This is a genomic window from Acrocarpospora macrocephala (assembly GCF_009687865.1).
GTDB lineage: Bacteria > Actinomycetota > Actinomycetes > Streptosporangiales > Streptosporangiaceae > Acrocarpospora > Acrocarpospora macrocephala.
On sequence record NZ_BLAE01000023.1, the window covers coordinates 110,472 to 127,807 of the forward strand.

Annotated in this window: 15 protein-coding genes; 1 reads left to right on the forward strand and 14 read right to left on the reverse strand. The window is 68.4% G+C overall.

What is annotated here, in order from left to right; translation table 11 throughout:
* Window positions 1–229 precede the first annotated feature (229 nt).
* The 14 genes from Amac_RS21055 to Amac_RS21120 form a co-directional block, all read right to left on the reverse strand.
* A complete protein-coding gene (locus Amac_RS21055; RefSeq protein ID WP_155356094.1) occupies window positions 230–2,773 on the reverse strand; it encodes a penicillin acylase family protein in 2,544 nt (847 codons plus the stop codon).
* A gap of 108 nt (window positions 2,774–2,881) precedes the next feature.
* On the reverse strand, window positions 2,882–3,484 hold the full coding sequence (locus Amac_RS21060) for a TetR/AcrR family transcriptional regulator (RefSeq protein ID WP_174900201.1): 603 nt from the start codon (window positions 3,482–3,484) through the stop codon (window positions 2,882–2,884).
* 18 nt (window positions 3,485–3,502) lie between these two features.
* Window positions 3,503–4,753, reverse strand: a complete 1,251-nt coding sequence (locus Amac_RS21065; protein ID WP_155356095.1) for an ArgE/DapE family deacylase — start codon at window positions 4,751–4,753, stop codon at window positions 3,503–3,505.
* 256 nt (window positions 4,754–5,009) lie between these two features.
* The gene (locus Amac_RS21070) at window positions 5,010–6,200 is read right to left on the reverse strand and encodes an Rv1352/Rv1906c domain-containing protein (RefSeq protein ID WP_155356096.1); all 1,191 of its coding nucleotides are present in this window, start codon (window positions 6,198–6,200) and stop codon (window positions 5,010–5,012) included.
* Window positions 6,201–6,226: 26 nt separating this feature from the next.
* Window positions 6,227–6,760 (reverse strand): DUF1349 domain-containing protein, encoded by a 534-nt coding sequence (locus Amac_RS21075; protein WP_155347240.1) that lies wholly within the window; start codon window positions 6,758–6,760, stop codon window positions 6,227–6,229.
* A gap of 155 nt (window positions 6,761–6,915) precedes the next feature.
* Window positions 6,916–7,644: an NPCBM/NEW2 domain-containing protein gene (locus Amac_RS21080; RefSeq protein WP_155356097.1), complete on the reverse strand. Its 729-nt coding sequence runs from the start codon at window positions 7,642–7,644 to the stop codon at window positions 6,916–6,918.
* A gap of 198 nt (window positions 7,645–7,842) precedes the next feature.
* The gene (locus Amac_RS21085) at window positions 7,843–8,718 is read right to left on the reverse strand and encodes an LLM class F420-dependent oxidoreductase (protein ID WP_155356098.1); all 876 of its coding nucleotides are present in this window, start codon (window positions 8,716–8,718) and stop codon (window positions 7,843–7,845) included.
* An 8-nt stretch (window positions 8,719–8,726) separates the two neighbouring features.
* Window positions 8,727–9,410 carry a spherulation-specific family 4 protein gene (locus Amac_RS21090; protein WP_155356099.1) on the reverse strand — a complete coding sequence of 228 codons (684 nt, stop codon included), beginning with the start codon at window positions 9,408–9,410 and terminating at the stop codon, window positions 8,727–8,729.
* Window positions 9,407–10,243 carry an NAD-dependent epimerase/dehydratase family protein gene (locus tag Amac_RS21095; RefSeq protein WP_155356100.1) on the reverse strand — a complete coding sequence of 279 codons (837 nt, stop codon included), beginning with the start codon at window positions 10,241–10,243 and terminating at the stop codon, window positions 9,407–9,409. Before Amac_RS21095 ends, Amac_RS21090 begins: the two co-directional genes overlap by 4 nt.
* A gap of 1 nt (window position 10,244) precedes the next feature.
* Complete coding sequence (locus Amac_RS21100) at window positions 10,245–10,958, reverse strand: sugar phosphate nucleotidyltransferase (RefSeq protein ID WP_155356101.1); 714 nt, start codon at window positions 10,956–10,958, stop codon at window positions 10,245–10,247.
* A gap of 7 nt (window positions 10,959–10,965) precedes the next feature.
* Window positions 10,966–11,937, reverse strand: a complete 972-nt coding sequence (locus Amac_RS21105; RefSeq protein ID WP_281356315.1) for an SDR family NAD(P)-dependent oxidoreductase — start codon at window positions 11,935–11,937, stop codon at window positions 10,966–10,968.
* A 28-nt stretch (window positions 11,938–11,965) separates the two neighbouring features.
* Window positions 11,966–13,237 (reverse strand): hypothetical protein, encoded by a 1,272-nt coding sequence (locus tag Amac_RS21110; protein WP_155356103.1) that lies wholly within the window; start codon window positions 13,235–13,237, stop codon window positions 11,966–11,968.
* Window positions 13,234–14,616, reverse strand: a complete 1,383-nt coding sequence (pelF, locus tag Amac_RS21115; RefSeq protein ID WP_155356104.1) for a GT4 family glycosyltransferase PelF — start codon at window positions 14,614–14,616, stop codon at window positions 13,234–13,236. Before pelF ends, Amac_RS21110 begins: the two co-directional genes overlap by 4 nt.
* A gap of 5 nt (window positions 14,617–14,621) precedes the next feature.
* Window positions 14,622–16,619 carry a hypothetical protein gene (locus Amac_RS21120; RefSeq protein WP_155356105.1) on the reverse strand — a complete coding sequence of 666 codons (1,998 nt, stop codon included), beginning with the start codon at window positions 16,617–16,619 and terminating at the stop codon, window positions 14,622–14,624.
* Window positions 16,620–17,013: 394 nt separating this feature from the next.
* On the opposite strand from Amac_RS21120, the gene Amac_RS21125 reads away from it, so the two are divergent.
* Window positions 17,014–17,334: a GroES family chaperonin gene (locus Amac_RS21125; RefSeq protein ID WP_155356106.1), complete on the forward strand. Its 321-nt coding sequence runs from the start codon at window positions 17,014–17,016 to the stop codon at window positions 17,332–17,334.
* Window positions 17,335–17,336 lie beyond the last annotated feature (2 nt).

Here is a 17,336-nt window from a genome sequence, read left to right on the forward strand (position 1 = left end):
AATTCGTTCGGCGCCGGGGGTGGAGAGGCTGTTTGCCGTGGTTCTCCCACCCACCCGCCCTTTGGGACGCTCGCGCTCGGCCCCATCGGCCTCCGGCCCCGGGAACCCCGTGTCGTGGCCGTCGTTCCGTGCGGGAAACCACGGCGCTGGCGGGGGCGGGCGGAGCCCGAAGAAGACAAAAGGGCCGGGTGGGTGGGAGAACCACCGTTATCAGCACATCAGCGGAGTCTTAGGGGAGGAGAGTGAGGGTGTCCGTCGATGTGGCTTTGATGGCTTGTTCGGTGGATGGCCAGGGGGTTGTTTCGCCGTTCGCCCATAGGTCGGATTGGTTGTTGTAGTTGGGGTGGAAGGCGTGGCCGGAGGAGCCGGTTAGGTTGATCCAGCGGGAGTTGTCGAGGTTGGCGAGGTCGACGATCATGCGCATGGAGGGGACCCAGTCGACTTCGTAGCCGTTGGTGGGGTTCCAGCCGGTGGCGTTGACGGCGTCCTTGCTGCCGGAGGTGCGGATGGGGCCCCGGTTGAAGAGCCACTCGATGGGGGCGATGCCGGAGGTGCCGAAGGTTTCGTTGGTGAGTTGCAGGGTGTGGAGGTCGCCCCAGCGCCAGTCGGCGGGGTCGTCGCCGAGCAGGTCGGCGATCTCGGCGTCGGCGTCGGCGAGGGCGGCGGACAGGATGTCGTCCCGGGTCTCGACCCCGTTCTTGGTACGGACGTCGTCCCACCAGGCCGCGTCCTCGTCCTCCAGCAGCGTGCGCATGACCTCGAACCAGCGGTCGTTGCCGGTCGGGCGGGCGTCCTCCGGGAGTTCGTCGTCGAAGACGCGCGCGAGCAGGTTCTTCCAGACGACGTTGAAGTAGGCGGCCCCGGCGGAGTCGCGGTCCTGCTGGAAGTCCCAGCTTTCGAAGAGTTCGGTGCCCCGGCCGACGGTGCGCATCAGGTGCGGAACGAGAACGGGCGCGAAGCCGTTGGCGGAGTCCATCTGGATCTCGCCCATCGTCTTGGCGGTCATCTTGCCGGAGGCGAGCACGTCCTTGATCCGGTCGACGATGCGCTGCGAGCGATAGCCGTACGACCAGTCGGCGGTGAGGAAAGGACCGTAGCCCGGGCCGACGGCGGCGTTGTTGGCGGTGGCGATGAATCCCTCAGGTGGGTTATAGGAGAACGGCAACTCGGCGAACGGGATGAAACCGGTCCACTCCTGATCACCCGTCCACCCGGCCCGCGGCCACTGCCCATTCCCTCCGGCCCTGATCGGGATCTTCCCCGGCGCTTGATACCCGATATTTCCGTCTATATCCGCATAAATCAGGTTCTGGGAGGGCGCTTCGAACTTGGACGCCGCAGCCCGGAACTGCTCCCAATTCTCGGCCTTGTTCAGCAGGAACACCGAGTTCGCCGTCTGCCCGGGATCAAGCGCGGTCCACCGCAGCGCGACCTCATGCTTCTCACCGGCAGTCGATTCAGCCGGTTCCGACAGACTCCTGGCCGCACCGGGGACCGCCTCGGCCGCACTTTCCAGCACGTCGGAAATGATCGGCCCGTGCTTGGTCGATCGAACCGTGAGTTCCACCGGAGCGCCCCCGGCGACCTTGATCTGCTCGGTCCGCGTTTCGAATGGCGTCCACGTGCCCTCGACCTCGTACGTATCCCCCTTGACCCGCTCGACGTACAGATCGGTGACATCCGGCCCGAGATTGGTGAACCCCCACGCGATGCGGTGATTGTGCCCGATCACCACCCCTGGCAGCCCTGAGAACGTATATCCCGACACGTCATACGGACACGCCGCCGTCCTGGTACGGCAATGCAACCCCGCCTGATACCAGATCGACGGAATCCGCGGCCCCAGATGCGGATCGTTCGCGAGCAACGGCTTCCCTGTGTCCGTGAATCGCCCGCTAACGACCCACGAGTTGGACCCAATGCCCTTCCGGTCGGTGCCCTCCGTACCGATAAGGGAGGGGACCTTCCGGAGCACCTCGGACACCCGGCGGAGCGCCGACGCGGACGTCACGGCCGGGGCGCTGGGGTCGAACGCGCCGTCCTTGACGCCTCCGGTCGCGACGATCGGCTGGTGCCGGTCGTAGGGGTAGGCGGGGAACAGCTCGTTGACCCGCTCGACCGGCAGCACACTCGCGTCCAGGGCACGTTCGAGCTCGTCGTCCATGTTGGAGCGCAGATCCCAGGCCATCGCCTTCAGCCAGGCCATCGAATCGGCGGGCGTCCACGGCTCGGGCGTGTAACCGCCGTTGGTGAGCTTGAGCACCGCGAACTCCAGGCTCCGCGCCGCGAACCCGTCGTTCTCGGTCAGCCACGCGTTCACCCCCGCCGCGTACGCCTCCAGACCACGTTTCGCCTCCGGACTCAGCAAAGCGAGCTCTTGCTCCGCGACCCGCCGCCAGCCGAGCGTCCTGACGACCTTGTCGATGTCGAGCGTGGACGACCCGAACAATTCCGACAACCGCCCGGCGGTCGTCTTCCGCCGGAAGTCCATTTCCCAGAACCGGTCCTGCGCGTGCGTATACCCCTGCGCGCGAAAAAGATCATCCGCATTCTCCGCGAAGATCTGCGGAACCCCGTAAGCGTCCCGATACACGGTCACCGGCGCGCTCAGCCCGGGCAGCCGCAGCTCACCGTCCGTCTGCGGAAACGACTGCCGCACAATCCAGGTGCCGGCCCCCGCCAGTACGACCGCCAGTACCACCAGCACAGTCAAGACCCGGAACAACCAGCGAAGCGGCCAAGCAAATCGTGCATAAGGCGCAAACTTGACCATTCCCTGACCTTTCCTGGGTTGTGCGGATCAAAGTATTCAGGTCGGGGATGTGAGCTTGATTACTCGGCGGTAGCTATTCGGACACGAGCACGTCATGCGGGCAGGTGCCTATTGGGACACGAGCGCCCGCGCCAGCAGCATGCTCTCCGTCCGGGCACGCTCCGGCCCGAGTTCCGTCGCGACCGCCGCCGCGTGCTCCGCCCCGAGCGGCGCGAGCAGCGCGTGCGCGAGCACGGCGGGATCGTCCGCGGGCCGTACCTCGGCGAGAAGCATGCGCAGGTGGGCATGCCAGAACCGGTAGGCCCCCACCCGATACCGCGCTCCCGGGCTCGACGTCTCCGAGACCCGCAGCAGGTCGATGTTGTCGAACAGGTATCCGGCGTAAGCCTCGACGAAGGCGACGATCCGCTCCCGCGCTGGAGCTCCCGGCCCGACCGGCGGCGGCCCCGCCAGCACCGCCTCCTGCAGAACCTTCTCCTTGTTGTCGAGCAACGCGAACACCAGCCCCGACTTGTCACCGAACCGCCGGAACAGCGTCCCCTTCCCGACCCCGGCCTCCGCCGCGACCGCATCCATGGACACGTTGTCGACCCCATGCTCCCGGAACAGCTTGATCGCAGCCGCGAGCACCTTCTCCCGGTTCCGCGCCGCGTCCGCCCGCTCCTTGGGCGGCTCCTCCCGGAAGATCTGCAACAGTCGGGGCTCGTCCATGAGCGGACTATAGTCCAGCTACCGCACCCCGCACCGGCGCAGAACCAGCAGCGCCAGCGCCTGAGTGACCTCGCGCAACTCGCGTAGCTCCACCTGCTCCCGCGGCGCGTGCGCGAAGCGAACATCCCCCGGGCCGTAGTGCAGGGTCGGGATGCCGGCTCCCGCGTAGATCCGCAGATCGCTGCCGTAGGGCGCGGCCGTCGTCCCCGGACGGGTGCCCGTGACGTCCTCGACCGCCCGCTCCGTCTCGGCGAGCAGCGGATGACCGGCGGGCAGCCGCCCACTGGCGAACCGGCCGCCCGGCCAGGTGATCGTGACCGGGTTGGCGCGCAGCCACGGGTCGTCGATCCCGGCCAGCGCCTCCTCCAGCGCCGCCGCCGCGTCATCCGGATCCTCGTCCAGGCGAACCCCGAGGCGGCCTTCGGCCACCAGCAGATCCGGCACGCTACTCGCCCAGTCACCGGCGCGGACGGTCCCCACCTCGATCGGGTACGGCGTCGTGTTCCCCGCGAACAGCCGATCCGGATCGCGGTTACGCTCGGCCTCCAGCTTCCTGATCGCGGTGAACACCGGCCAGAAAGCCTCGATGGCGTTGACGCCCTCATAACGCGTGGCCCCGTGCGCGGCGCGTCCGGCGACTTCCAGGCGGAACGTCAACGACCCCGCGTTGGCGGTGATGATCTTCCCGCTGGTGGGTTCGGTGATCACGGCTGCCTCGCCGGTGTGGCCGCGCAACATGGTCGCGAACGCGCCCAGACCGCCGTCTTCCTCGCTGACCACACAATGGAGGGCAAGCGGGCGCGCCAGCCGTACTCCCGTGACCCGCAGAGCGGTCATGACGGCCAGGTTGGCGGCCAGCCCCGCCTTCATGTCGCAGGCGCCCCGCCCGTGCAGGGTGGTCGCGGTGAGGCGTGCCCCGAAGGGATCGTTCCCCTCCCATTTGGCCAGATCCCCCGTCGGCACCACATCCACATGCCCCTGCAGGATCAGCGCGGGCTCACCCTCCCCTTCGGTCGTCCCGACCACGCCATACCCTTCGGCACGCGGCGCCTCCGCACCCGGATAGTCCGGATGCCCGCGAAGCATCTCCAGGTCAAGCTTCCACATGTCCACATCGAGCCCAAGCTCCCCCAGCCGCCGGGCACACTCCCCCTGCAACTCCGACTCGTTGTCGCCACCGGTCACACTAGGCACCCGTACGAGCTCGGCCAGCAGCCGCACGGTCCCCGCCTCATCGATGGCATCCAAAACCCGCGTTTCCACACTCATGCGGAGACTGTACGACCCGGTCTAAGGACCCCTAGCAGTCCTCCCTGTCCCTTGGGTCACACCACATAGGCCTGAAAATTGGGGGGTCGCCGCCGAAACATCCTCAACCGGCAGTCCAAGCCAGGACTCGCGGCTGCCCGGGGGCGTCAATTTCGCCGCTCTCGGCGCCGGTGCGGCGAGAACCACCGCTAGCGCGAACGGCGCCGGATAACGGCGAGCGACCCGGCTTATTCTGATCCCGACCGAGACCAGCCTGCTAGTTTCGCCCGGGACTGACTTCGAGGGCTGCCTGCCGGGCGGCGATCAGGCTCTCATCCAAAGCCGCACGCAGTTGCTCGATATTGCGGGACAGCCGTTCGATCTCCCCCTTGGCCAGGTCGTCCCGCACGGTGCTCGCCAGGAGATCCTGGTATTCGTCCGCTTGGTCGGCGAGCGCGCGCAGCTGATCATGGGCCTGGAACAGGCGGTCGGCTTCGCGGACCCGGGCGGCGTAGCGCTCCAGGGCCTCGACGCGGCTGGTCACCGAGGCGACCACCGTGTCCAGGGTCTCCCGCATCGGGGCCAGCGCCTCCTCGACCGGAGCGGCCACCCCGCCGGCGAGCAGCTGGGCCTGATCGGCGCGCAGCCGGGCCACCCTGCTCAGCGCCTTGGCGATCTCCCATTCCTCCACGGGCAGGATGACCTCGTGATCGGCCGCGTCCAGCAGGCCCTCCTGGTAGACGGTGGCCTTCCGCACCCGCCGGATCGCCTTCTGCGCGCGCACCACCAGCGCCCGGCCGGCGTCGTCGAAGTCCTGATCCACCAGGAACCAGCCCGGATTGGCGTGCGCGAGCTCGGCCAGCCGCTGCCTCGGCAGGGTATGCCCCCGCCGTAACACCGACAGCATGCCGAGAACCACCGCGATCATCAGCGCGGTCTGGATCACGCCCAGCTGCGGTGAGGCCCAAATGAAGGTCACCATGCACAGGATGAAGCGCATCGGGGCCCGCCAGCCGTCCTTCTTGTCCGATCCGTAGCGGGACCAGGGGCTGCCCGTGCGCACGTGCCGTACCAGCGCCAGGTCGGCCTGGAGCGCCTTCCTGGTATCGGCGGGGATATCCGGATCCAGGATGGTGCGCGCCCGTCTCCCCGTACGCTCCGGTTTCTGCGGCTCCGGAAGGCCGGCTCGCCGGACCACCACCCTGACCCAGTCCGCGGGCATATGGCTGTCGAAGGCGGTGTCATCCGGTTCGATGACGACGGACACCGTACCTTCGCCCTGATGCCTGGTGGTGACCGGTCCGATCATGGACGCCGGATAGCGCACCCAGTAACCGTCACCCGAGCTCTGGCACCGATACTGCCCCGGTGCGACGTCGATCCCGACGACGTACATGCCGTCGCCGGGAATACGGTCCTCATATTTCACCGCCACCCGCAACGCCCCCTTTACCGTGACTTTACCCATCGGCACCCGGGGACGAGCGGATCGCGTCAGCTGATCGACACCTTCGTGAACCGCGCCTCGAACCCCTTCCCGACCGGCGCCGCCGCCATCGCCCCCGCCAGCGCGGGCACCCCCGGCGGAAAGTACGCCAGCCGGATCATGTTCACCGGTTCACCCCCATCCACCCCATACCGCACCGTGACCGCGTCCCCCTCCCGATGCAGATCGATGGTCACCGACGACGGCGACCCCGGCGCGGGCAACACCGACCAATCCGAGAACTCCCGCGTCACCACCACACTGATCTGCAGGGCCCCATCCACGAACTCGGTCCCCGCCTTGATCCAGTTCTTCTCATCGATCCGCAGAATCGCCCCCGCCTGGTCGTACTGCTCGGCGTAGTCCGCATCGAAGGTCACGGTCACCCGCAGATCCCCTTCGACCACCCGCCCGTACATGGGCGCGTTGTCGAACGAGTACCCATAGTGCGTCTGCTGCCACAGGTCCGTCTTGGTCTCGACGTTGACGGTCAGCGTGCCCTCGCCCGCCGACCACGACTTCGGTTCATTGATCCATTCCATAGCCGGAATCCTCTCATGAGAGCGCTCTCACGGGGAGTACGGCGGTGCGGGCGAGACCAGGACAGGAGAATCGGGCCGCGAAGCCGCATGTACTCCCTGGGATCGGCTTTCGCGGAATTTCCGCGTGGCCAGTGGAATAGGTCAATTCACTGGATTCAGCGGATGAGGATGGCGTCGCCGAGGACGGCGCCGCGGTTGTTGCCGTTGGCGTTTTCGCCGCCTACGCGGACGGTGGTGATGCGGAGTTTGACGTTGCCTTCGATGGGGACTGAGATCTTTTCCTGGGAGGCATACTTCATGCGTTTGCGCATGAGTTGGCGGCCGTTGCCGGAGATGGTGAACTCGACGACGGCGTCGGGGCTGAGGGCGTCGTTGAGGCCGATGGTGGCTTCCAGGCGTTTGGCTTTGCCGTCGAGGGTGTATTCGGCGAAGCTGGCGTCGCCGATGTTCCAGACGCCGAGGCCGACGCTTTTGACGAAGATCTGGCCGTTGATGGCGAGGGGGTCCACGCCGTAGTTGCCGCCGCCTCGGTCGATGTCCAGGTCGGCCAGGTATTCGGATTGGCCGACGGGCATGTCGGTGGGGGCGGTTTCCGTGGGGAGGGCCGTGGTCGCGGTCGGGGTGGGGTCTGGTGTCGGGGCGATGACGACGTTCGCGCTGGGGCTCGCGGTGACGGTGGCGGTCACGGATTCGGTGACGGTTGTGGTTGGGGCCGTGGTGGTGGCGCTGGTGAGTTTGGCGGGGGCGACTGGGCCCCAGAAGAACATGACGAGGCCGACGACCACGGCGGTCACCAGGATGGCCACGATGATGGCGATCTTGTGGGGGCCTCCGGGTTTGGGGGCGTTGTACTGTTCGTAGGGAACCGGCAAATTCGCGGTCACCGTTTCACCCCATTCCGCGCGGCGAATAGGGATGAAAACGTAGCCGCAGGAGGCGGAGGTTCGTCACACGATTATCAACCCGTTATCCGGACATAAATCCTGATATCACGAAATTTCGGGACTAATGGTTGGTCACAAGATGGGGACGAGGGGAAAGCCAGGTGCCTGATCTCCATTTTGGTGGTGGCCGGAATTCGGTCAGGGTTTGAGGGAGAGGGCGGTGGCCAGGAGGCGCCAGGACTCGTAGGGAAGGTCGTGTTCGGGGTCCTCGCTCACCACCTGGATGGCGACATGGTCGGCGCCTGCGGCCAGGAAGTCCCGGACCCGGGTGGCGACGCTGTCGGCGTCGCCGATCGCGACCATGGCGTCCACGAGACGGTCGCTTCCGCCGTCGTAGAAGTCGTCGTCGGTGAAACCCATCCGGGCGAGATTGCCGGTGTAGTTGGGCAGTCCCAGATAGAGGGTCAGATACGGCCGGGCGATGGCGCGTGCCTTCTCGACGTCGGTGTCGAGAATGACCATGAGTTCGGGTGCCAGCAGGGCGTCTGGGCCGAGAACCCGCCGGGCCCACCTGGTGTGCTCGGGCGTCACGAGGTACGGATGCGCCCCCGCCGCCCGATCCCTGGCCAGCGCCAGCATCCTCGGCCCGAGAGCGGCCAGCACGCGCTCGTCCACCGGCACGGGCTCGGGAGCTTCGTCCAGCGCGGTCAAATACTCCCGCATCGCGGAGTACGGCCGCTTGTATTGATCGGTGAAGCTCTCATGACTCACCCCGAGCCCCAGAACGAAGCGGCCGGGATACGCGCGCTCCAGTTCGGCCCGCTGGGCGGCGACTTCGGCGGGCGTGTGCTGCCAGATGCTGAGAATGCCGGTGGCCACGGTGATCCGCGGCGTCGCTTCGAGCAGCGGCGCCGCGAATGTCACCGCCGGGGATCCGCCCAGCCAGATCGTGTCGTAACCGAGCAGGTCGACTTCTGACGCGGCGTCGGCGAACTCGGGGCCGAGCTTCCCGTCTTCACGCAGGGCATTGGTCCACGCCGTACTCCAGATACCGAACGTGCCCAACCGACTCATGAAATACCTCACTCTCCTTTGGAACGACGCCCTGGTGCAGCGTTGTCATTCCTGGGGAGAGGGAGGCGTTCGTAATAGGTGGGAAGGTTTTGCCAAGGGTTGGGACAGGCTCCGCTGGTGACGAATATCGTCTGGGCCAGCCGGCTGGCGCCGCGTTGCACGAATCGGCGGGCCCAGCCGGGCACGCCGTACACGAGGTGGCAGAACTGTTCGGGGAGGCGAGCCCAGGCGGGGGCGTTTACCGCGCGGTAGGAGGTCCATGGGCCTTCGAAGGTGACCAGCAGGTCGGTGACGGCGGCGTAACCGGGGTCGGGGTAGACGCCGGGGTTCAGGACCAGGCGGCCCTGGCCGCGCAGGGCTGCCGCGGCGACCCGGTAGTGGGAGAGCCGGTCGGCGCCCGCCGCGACCTGGTCGAGGAAGGCGCCGCCGACGCCGTACCAGGAGCGGTAGCGGCGCGCGTCCACCACCAGCTCCCGGATCGGCCGGTCGCCGTAGGCGGTGTCGAGGTATCCCAGGACTTCGACGCCCGCCGCCAGCAACGGCTCAAGGACGCGGACGAAATCGGGGTCCCTGGTCGTGCCGGGCCCGCTGTCCACGTTCAGCACCACGGTCTTGGGCGGCCGCGCGGCCAGCCGCCGCCAGGCCGCCTCCTGGGCGACCGGATGAAAGTACGCAGGAACCAGCACGCTCACGCAGGAACCTCATTCCAGGCGTCCGCCAGCGAATCCCGCAAGGCGATCCTCGCCTTCCAGCCCAGCACGGCCCCGATCGCCGTGACGTCGGCGCACGACCACGGCAACGCCGAACTCCCCTCCGAAGCGGACACCACCCGCCCCCGCCACGAAGCCACCTCGATCATGAGCTCCACCAGATCCCGTACGGCTACCGCCCGCCCGGTCCCCACATTCAGCACCGGCGGCAACACCCCCGGAGCGAGCGCCGCCGCCACGATCGCCTCGGCCACGTCCCGGACATCCACGAAGTCCCGCACGTCACTGGTCACCCCTAGCCGCAACTCGCCTCCGGCCCGCATCCCCGCCACCAGCCGCCCGGTCAGACTGCCGAGCGGCGCCCCCGGCCCCACCGGATTGAACAGCCGCAACACCACTCCGTTCCGGACCACCCCCGCCACCAGGCGGGTCCCCGCCAGCTTGGTCAGCCCGTACTCTCCGAGCGGCCGGCACTCCGCCCCCTCCCCCACCGGCACGTCATGGGCCCCGTACTCGGCCGCCGACCCCACATGCACGACCCGCGCCTCCGGCACGACTTCCCCTACCGCCCGCGCCAGCCGAGCCACCCCGACCACGTTCCCGGCCACCAACCGCTCCGGAGACCCGTGCACGACGCCGGCACAGTTGACGACAGCCGTCGGCCGCAGGTCCTCCAGGATTCGGCGGATCTGCGCGTGTGGCGTCTCGACCAGGTCGAGGTCCGACCGGCTGGGGGCCGCGACTTCGACGCCCCCCAGCCGCTCTCGCACATGCCGTCCGACGAAACCGGACGCGCCGACGAGCAGCACGCGCATGTCACACGCCTCGCAGCAGTGCCGGACGCAGCAAGTCGAACTCCGCGTTGGCACGGTCGTAATCGTCGGGCCGCCCGATATCCAGCCAGTGCCCGTCGAAGTCGTACTGCGCCGGATGCCTCCCCTTCCGCAGCAGGTCGAGCACGAGTTCGTCGAAGCCCAGGGGCAACCCGGGCGGGTAGCCGTACAGGCATTGTTTGGAAATGGCGTACACCCCCATGCTGACCCGGTAGTCGATGGTGGGTTTCTCGGTGAATTCGACGATGCGGCCGTCGGCGGCGGTGAGGACGCCGAAGTCGATTTTGACCTCGCGGCGGTAGGTGGCGATGGTGAGGGGGGCGCGGCCCTGGCTGTGGCCGTGGAGGAGGTCGCCGAAGTCGAGGTCGGTGAGGATGTCGCCGTTCATGACCAGGAACTGGGCGGGGAGGTCGTCGAGCATGGTGAGCAGGGGGCCCATCGTGCCGAGGGGTGAGGTCTCCAGCGCGTAGTCGACGTGCAGGCCCCACTGGGCGCCGTCGCCCACGTACGCCCGGATGAGATGCCCGAGATGTCCGATGGCCAGTGTCGCGGTGGTGAAGCCGCGTTCGCCGAGCTGGCGCATGATGATCTCCAGGATGGAGTACTGCTCGCCGATCGGCACCAGCGGTTTGGGCAGCGTGGTGGTGTATGGGCGGAGGCGAACCCCTTTGCCACCCGCCAGGATCACTGCGTGCACGAATCCCTCACACGTTGTAGATGGTCGTCTTGTACCGGTCGAGGTTGCCCGGGAACCAGGCCGCGCAGGCTTTGAGCCCGTCGTCGAGCGTCCAGGCCGGAGCCCAGCCGCGGGCCTGGAGCCGGGAGCTGTCACAGACGAGCCGCATGACCTCGGAGTTCTCCGGGCGCAGCCGTTCGGTCTCGCAGCTGAACTCCACCGCGGCGCCCATGATCTCGGCGATCTTCCCGGCCAGGTCGCCGATGGAGATCTCCTCGCCGGTCCCGGCGTTGAACAGCTCGCCCTCGACGCCCTCGGCCGTCCCGAGATGGGCGAAGGCGGCGGCGGTGTCCTTCACGTACAGGAAGTCCCGGGTCGGGCGCATCGCGCCGAGCCGCACCGAACGCGCCCCGGCCGCGATCTGCCCGATGATTGTCGGAATCACGGCCCTGGCCGACTGGCGCGGGCCGAAGGTGTTGAACGGCCGCAGCGTCACGGCGGGCAGCCCGAAGCTGAGGTGGTAGCTCTCGACGAGTTTGTCCGCGCCCAGCTTGGAGGCCGCGTAGGGCGACTGGGCCTGCAGCGGATGCGCCTCCGAGATCGGCACCGAGCGCGCGGTGCCGTAGGTCTCGCTGGTCGAGGTGTGCACCAGCCGCCCGGCGGAGGCGTCCCTGACGGCTTCCAGCACGTTGAGCGTGCCCAGCACGTTGGTCTCCACATACGACCGGGGGGCGGTGTAGGAGTACGGAATCGCGATCAGCGCCGCGAGGTGGTAGACGACGTCGGCCCCGGCCACCAGCTGCCGTACGCTGCCGGGATCGCGCACGTCGCCGGGCACGACCTCGACCGAGGCGAGCACATCGGGGGCGAGGGTGTCCAGCCACCCCCAGCTTCCGAACGAGTTGTACTGGGCCATCGCGCGCACCCGATGGCCGCGCTCGACCAGCAGTTCGACGAGGTGGGAGCCGATGAAGCCGTCGGCTCCTGTGACAGCGTGCATTCGCATCGCAAGCCTGTTCTGTAGGGGGTCATCTGTGCAGGGAGGTGCGCGCGACCGCCGACCAGGCGTGGCAGGTGATCGCGAGCAGCAGCGCGAGATGCGCGGCGAACTGGATCCCGGGCGTCTTCGGCGCGGCCAGTTCGGCGGCCAGGGTGACGGCGAAGAGCCCGAGCACGGGACCGTTGATCCCGCAGGACTGCAGAATGAGCGCGACCAGCACCGCGCCCCCGAGCGCCAGGTTGGCCGCCAGCCGGAGCGTCTCCGGCTGCGCGAGCATCCCCGCAAGGGCGGTGAGGGCGAGTAGCACGGCGAGATACCGGCCGAGCGCGCCGAACAGTTCGGCTCGGACGGCGCGCGCGAACCGCCGCGCGGTGGCGGTCCGGCCGAGCAGCAGGTGCCCGCCGCGCCGGAACCGGAACACCGCCCATTCGGCGGCGCCCATGCTCAGCGACAGCGGCACCATGGCCAGCGCCCCGTTCGTCCCCACGGCGAGCAGCCCGCCGCAGAGCGCCCCGAACAGGGCAGGGGGGATCGCGCCGAGCAGCCTCCCCCGCGTGACGGCCTTGGCCGAGGTGCGGCTGACGACTTCGGCGAGCACGACGGCCTCGGCGACGGAGAGCGCGCCCGCCGCCCAGACCGCCCACGGCGCGGGCCACCCGCTGGCCAGGTGGACCGCGCTCACCACGCACCCGGGAACGAGCACGGCCAGCAGCACCAGCTCCCCGTCGGCGACCAGGATCACCCCGGCCGCCAGCAGGTAGGCCGCCTGCCCGACCGCGAGCACGATCCCGGCCACGCTCGCCGAGGTCAGCACGCCGACCCCGGCGATGACGGGCACCAGCACCGCCAGCCCGAGCCGGAGCGCCCGCCGCGCGACCGCCAGCCCCGCCTCCCCGTGGCCGATCGCCACATAGGCGAGATAGGCGGCCCCCTGCCCGTACGCCCATGCGAGCAGCAGCGAAACCACCAGCACGACCGTGGACCCCGTCACCGCCTGCGCCGCGGTGACGTAACACAACCCGGGCAGCCCGAACAGGATCCCCCGGATGGCATGCCGCCCCGGATTCCCGTCCCACGGCGTGGGAACCTCCACCGTAGGCTCGACCGGCTTGCGCGGCACGCTCCGATACAGCGCCTCCGCGTACGCGAACACGTCCGAATGCCCGTGCCGCGCGGCGGCCTCGTCGGTCAGCCCGCCGAACTCCAATCCGGCCGCGATCTCCAGCGGATCGACCGCGTTGGCGCACAGCTCATGCACCTGATCGTCCACCGGCTCCGGCAGCACGGTGGGCGCGCTCATGCCGCCACCAGCCGCGGATAGAGCGTGCGAAAACTGTCCACGGCCCGATCCACGGTGAACAACCCGAGCGCGCGCTCCCGCGCCTCAGCCCCCAGCCGGTTACGCAGCTCGTGGTCATTGAGCAGGGTCAGGCACGCCTCCGCCATGGCCTCCGGATCGCGCGGCGGCACCACGAGCCCGGTCCCGGCGACGGCCTCCCGCACCCCGCCCACATCGGTGGAGACCGTCGCCCGCCCGGTCGCCATCGCCTCGATCAGCGTGTACGGAAACCCCTCCGAAATACTGGACAACACCACGACATGCCCCGCCGTGTACGCGTCCCGGATGTTGTCCACCCGCCCTTCGAAGGCGACCGGCAGATCCCCGGCCAGCTCCTTGCACCCGGCGAGATAGCCCTCCCGCCCGGCCGGAGTCCCGCCGAACACCCGCAACCGCGCCTCCGGCAGCTTCGCGTGCACCCGCCCGAAGGCCAGGATCAGCGTCTCCAGATCCTTGATCGGGTCAATCCGCCCGGCCCAGCTGAGCGTGGGCGCCTCCGGCTCGGACCCCGCCGGCTCGAACTGCTCCGGGTCCACGCCGTTGTAGACCGTACGCAACCGGGCCGGATCGGCCCCGCACCGCACCTCCCACCGGATGTTGAACTTGTTCCCCGGCGTGATCAGGCTCGCCTCCAGATACGCCGCCGCGCACAGCAGCCGCAGAAAGCTCAGCATCAGCGCCTTCACCGGCCACCGGTACGGCGAGTTCCGGAACCCCAGATACCGCTCCCGCAGGTACACCCCATGCTCGGTCAGCACGAACGGCGTCCCTTCGGTCCACTTCGCCGCGAACGCGGGCAGCACGGCGAGCCCGTTCGCCACCACGTGGGTGACGTCCGCCGCGGGCGCCGGGCGGAGCAGCGGGCGCAGCGAATGCTCGATCAGATCCACCGCCGTGACCGCGTCCCGCACGGTCGGCGTCACCCCGAGCCGCTCGAACTCGGCCCGCCGCGCCTCCCACACGTCCAGCACGCAGCGCACCGAGGTCTCGCCGCAGAGCGGGACGCCGCTCTGGAGCAGCTCGCGCAGCAGCGCGCCGAAGCGGGCCGCCGACCCCTGCCAGGGGTCGAGCATCAGGTCGAGCATCTCGCGGAACAGCTCCTCGAAGCGTCTTCTGGTCCGGCCCCGGGGCGGGCGGCCTGGCGGCCCGCCCCACAGCGGGATGGGCGTGACGGTGGCGTTGCCCGGCAGCTCCCAGGCGAGGCTCTCCCGCCCGGTGCCGGTGATGGCGTGCAGGTCGAAGCGATATTCGGGCATGCCGCGCACCAGCTGGTCGCACCAGACGCTGACGCCGCCGTGGTGGTGGGGGTAGGTGCCCTCGGTGACCATCGCGATGCGCATGGGTGTTACGGCAGCAGCAGCTTGATCGGCATGAGCAGCGCGTTGCGCTGGTAGGCCGACAGCTCGCCCGCGTACGCGGAGCCGAACGGGCTGCTGCCCAGGTTGAGCAGGTTGGGGACCCTGGTCCCGGTGGGGGCGGTCAGCGGGACGTCCAGGTTGTCGGGGGCGGCCACGTAGACGACGCCGTTCTGGATGTAGCCGGTGACCTGGTTCATGTTCTGCTGCCAGAGCCGCATGCGCCGGATCTCGGCGCCGATGGCCGAGGTGCGCAGGTTCACGATGGGGGTGTTGGCCGAGAACAGGGTGCCGTACTGGCTGAACAGGCCGGTGAGCACCTGGTAGAGCAGGTGGTCGCCGGTCAGGTTGGACTGGTGGGCGTAGTGCGGCCAGGGCAGGCCGCTGAGCACGTGCCGCAGCGCGTTGCGCACCTCGATGGGGGCGATGTGCTGGGTCCAGCCGGTGGCCGGGTCCAGCGGCGGGATGCAGGTGGTGGTGGCCGGGTTGTCCTCGCAGATGCCGGATCCGCCGTCGGCGCGGCTGTTGTAGATCCAGTTGTACTCGTCCACCTCGTCGGCGACGGTGGCGACGTTGTAGAAGATGTTCATCGGGTAGCGCGGCACGGTGAACGCGCCGCCGACCGGGCGCTGCGCCGGGTCGCGGGAGGCGTCGCTGCCGATCCACTTCACGCCGGTGCTGTTCAGCGCCGGGGCCAGGTTGGGGTTGTCGACCGGCTGGCGGGGCTGCAGGAACAGGCCCGAGTGCTCGCCGGTGACCAGTTCGGTGGTGTCGACGGGGAGGCCGTGCTGGGTGGCGAACTGCTTGTTGCGGTTGATCTCGTCCTCGATGGTTGCCCGGGAGGTCCAGACGATCTGGCCCTGGGCGTTGGTCGCGCATCGCCACGGCAGGACCGAGTAGTCCTGGGCGCAGCCGAGGAACGGGTGGGTGTAGGTGTGGTTGCTCCACCGGAACCTGGCCTTGTTGGCCTTGAGGCTGGTCAGCAGCGGGTCGGCGCCGCCGTGCTCGGCCGCGTAGAGCGCGCTGCCGCCGCCGTTGTAGTAGAAGTCCAGCGTGAAGCCGCTGGTGTTCTGCCACTGGACGGCGGCGGTGACGTCGGCGGGCGTCATCCGGATGCCGGTCTCCGGCACGCCGGGCGGGCAGTCGCTGGCCGGGGTGCAGTTGTTGACCGGGTCCCATTTGGTGTCGTCGCCGAGCACGTCGTCCACGTGCACGGCGAAGTAGTTGCGGTCGTAGCCGAAGTGCACGCCCTTGGTGAGCCAGCTGATGATCCCGTGGGAGATCATCTGGAACTGCTTCTGGTTCTGGTTGAACGCGGCGGTGACGACCATCTCGCTGCGCCCGTCGTGGGTGTAGACCCCGGCGAGTACGCCCTGGGTGGCGCTGTTCGGGACGGGCGCGGTGAGCAGCGGCTGGAAGCTCCGGCCGCCGGCCGGGTCGTCGGGCAGCGGCGTGGCCAGGTAGCCGTAGCTCTCGCCGACGACGGGCGACTCGTCCTCGAACGGCACCTGCCCGGCCAGGTACGGGAACGGGCCGCCGGGGACGACCGTGGCGGTCATGCCGTCCAGGGTTCCGGCGTATTCGGGATAATTCAGGCCGACGTCCGGGTAGGCGTAGACGTACGCGCTGAGCTGGCGGATGCCGAATTTCTTCTCGAAGTTCACCAGCGCGGTCATTTCCGCCTGATCGGTGAAGGGATTGGCGTTCGGCAGGATCACGCCCTGGAACTTGGCCCGGTCGGACGCGCCGACCGTGTCGGCCAGAAATCCGGGGGTGATGATCGGCCGCCCGGGGCTGGTGAGATCCACTTTCTGGTACGGCACGCCTTCGGAGTCCATCGCGTTGGCGATCGCCTCGGTGGACGGGGTGCCGTCGGACACGAGCAGGATCTTCATATTGATCATTGGCTCGACGGCGTGGGCCGCGGTCCCGGGAATCAGGACGAAGGCCGAGGTCAGGCCGAGGACGGCCGGACCGAATCTGCGCACGAATGCCACCATGCCTCCTATGGGGAAATCCAGACATGTGCCATATCTACGGCCTTTTCCTATTGAAGGCGCGAAATGGCTATCTGGTGAGATCGCAAGGCATAGTTATAGCGGCGGATTCCTTATTGACGGGGAGCCTCAGAGAATTCAACTGCGGTTGACACCGTGACAAAATCACAGAACGTCGAATCGAATTCGGCAATTATGGGCATACCCCTGCGATTCGCGTTGGCACGCCAGGAAGTGGGGGTGCCAATTATTTCAACGCGAAAAATCCGGATATATGGCTGAGGCTCGGGCATGTGGAACGGTCCGCGCACGCGGGCACCGCCCGGATTTAACGGACTTGTGACACGTGGCTACTTGCCGTCGGAAGCCCAGTAAACTGCTAAATGTGGCCGACCCGAAGTTCGAGATCCAGATGCTGCACGACCGAGTCATGGTCAAGGTCGAGCAGGAGACCGAGGAACGACGCAGCACCGCGGGCATCGTCATCCCGGCCACCGTCAAGATGGAAAACCGCCTCCTCTGGGGCGAGGTCACGGGCGTCGGCGCCAACGCCCGCTCAGTCAAAGTCGGCGACAAAGTCCTGTTCAGCCCCGAAGACCAGCCAGAGGTAGAGGTCCACGGCCAGATCTACCTGGTCATGCGCGAACGCGACCTCCACGCGGTCGCCACGCCCCAGACCGACCACGGCACGGGCCTCTACCTCTGACG

Excerpts from the sequence above, each read along its gene's own strand:
- pelF (WP_155356104.1), bottom strand. The coding sequence starts at position 14,616 with ATGCGCATCGCGATGGTCACCGAGGGCACCTACCCCCACCACCACGGC.
- Amac_RS21105 (WP_281356315.1), bottom strand. The coding sequence starts at position 11,937 with ATGCACGCTGTCACAGGAGCCGACGGCTTCATCGGCTCCCACCTCGTC.
- Amac_RS21060 (WP_174900201.1), bottom strand. The coding sequence starts at position 3,484 with ATGGACGAGCCCCGACTGTTGCAGATCTTCCGGGAGGAGCCGCCCAAG.
- Amac_RS21110 (WP_155356103.1), bottom strand. The coding sequence starts at position 13,237 with ATGAGCGCGCCCACCGTGCTGCCGGAGCCGGTGGACGATCAGGTGCAT.
- Amac_RS21070 (WP_155356096.1), bottom strand. The coding sequence starts at position 6,200 with ATGGGTAAAGTCACGGTAAAGGGGGCGTTGCGGGTGGCGGTGAAATAT.
- Amac_RS21075 (WP_155347240.1), bottom strand. The coding sequence starts at position 6,760 with ATGGAATGGATCAATGAACCGAAGTCGTGGTCGGCGGGCGAGGGCACG.
- Amac_RS21055 (WP_155356094.1), bottom strand. The coding sequence starts at position 2,773 with ATGGTCAAGTTTGCGCCTTATGCACGATTTGCTTGGCCGCTTCGCTGG.
- Amac_RS21065 (WP_155356095.1), bottom strand. The coding sequence starts at position 4,753 with ATGAGTGTGGAAACGCGGGTTTTGGATGCCATCGATGAGGCGGGGACC.
- Amac_RS21085 (WP_155356098.1), bottom strand. The coding sequence starts at position 8,718 with ATGAGTCGGTTGGGCACGTTCGGTATCTGGAGTACGGCGTGGACCAAT.
- Amac_RS21095 (WP_155356100.1), bottom strand. The coding sequence starts at position 10,243 with ATGCGCGTGCTGCTCGTCGGCGCGTCCGGTTTCGTCGGACGGCATGTG.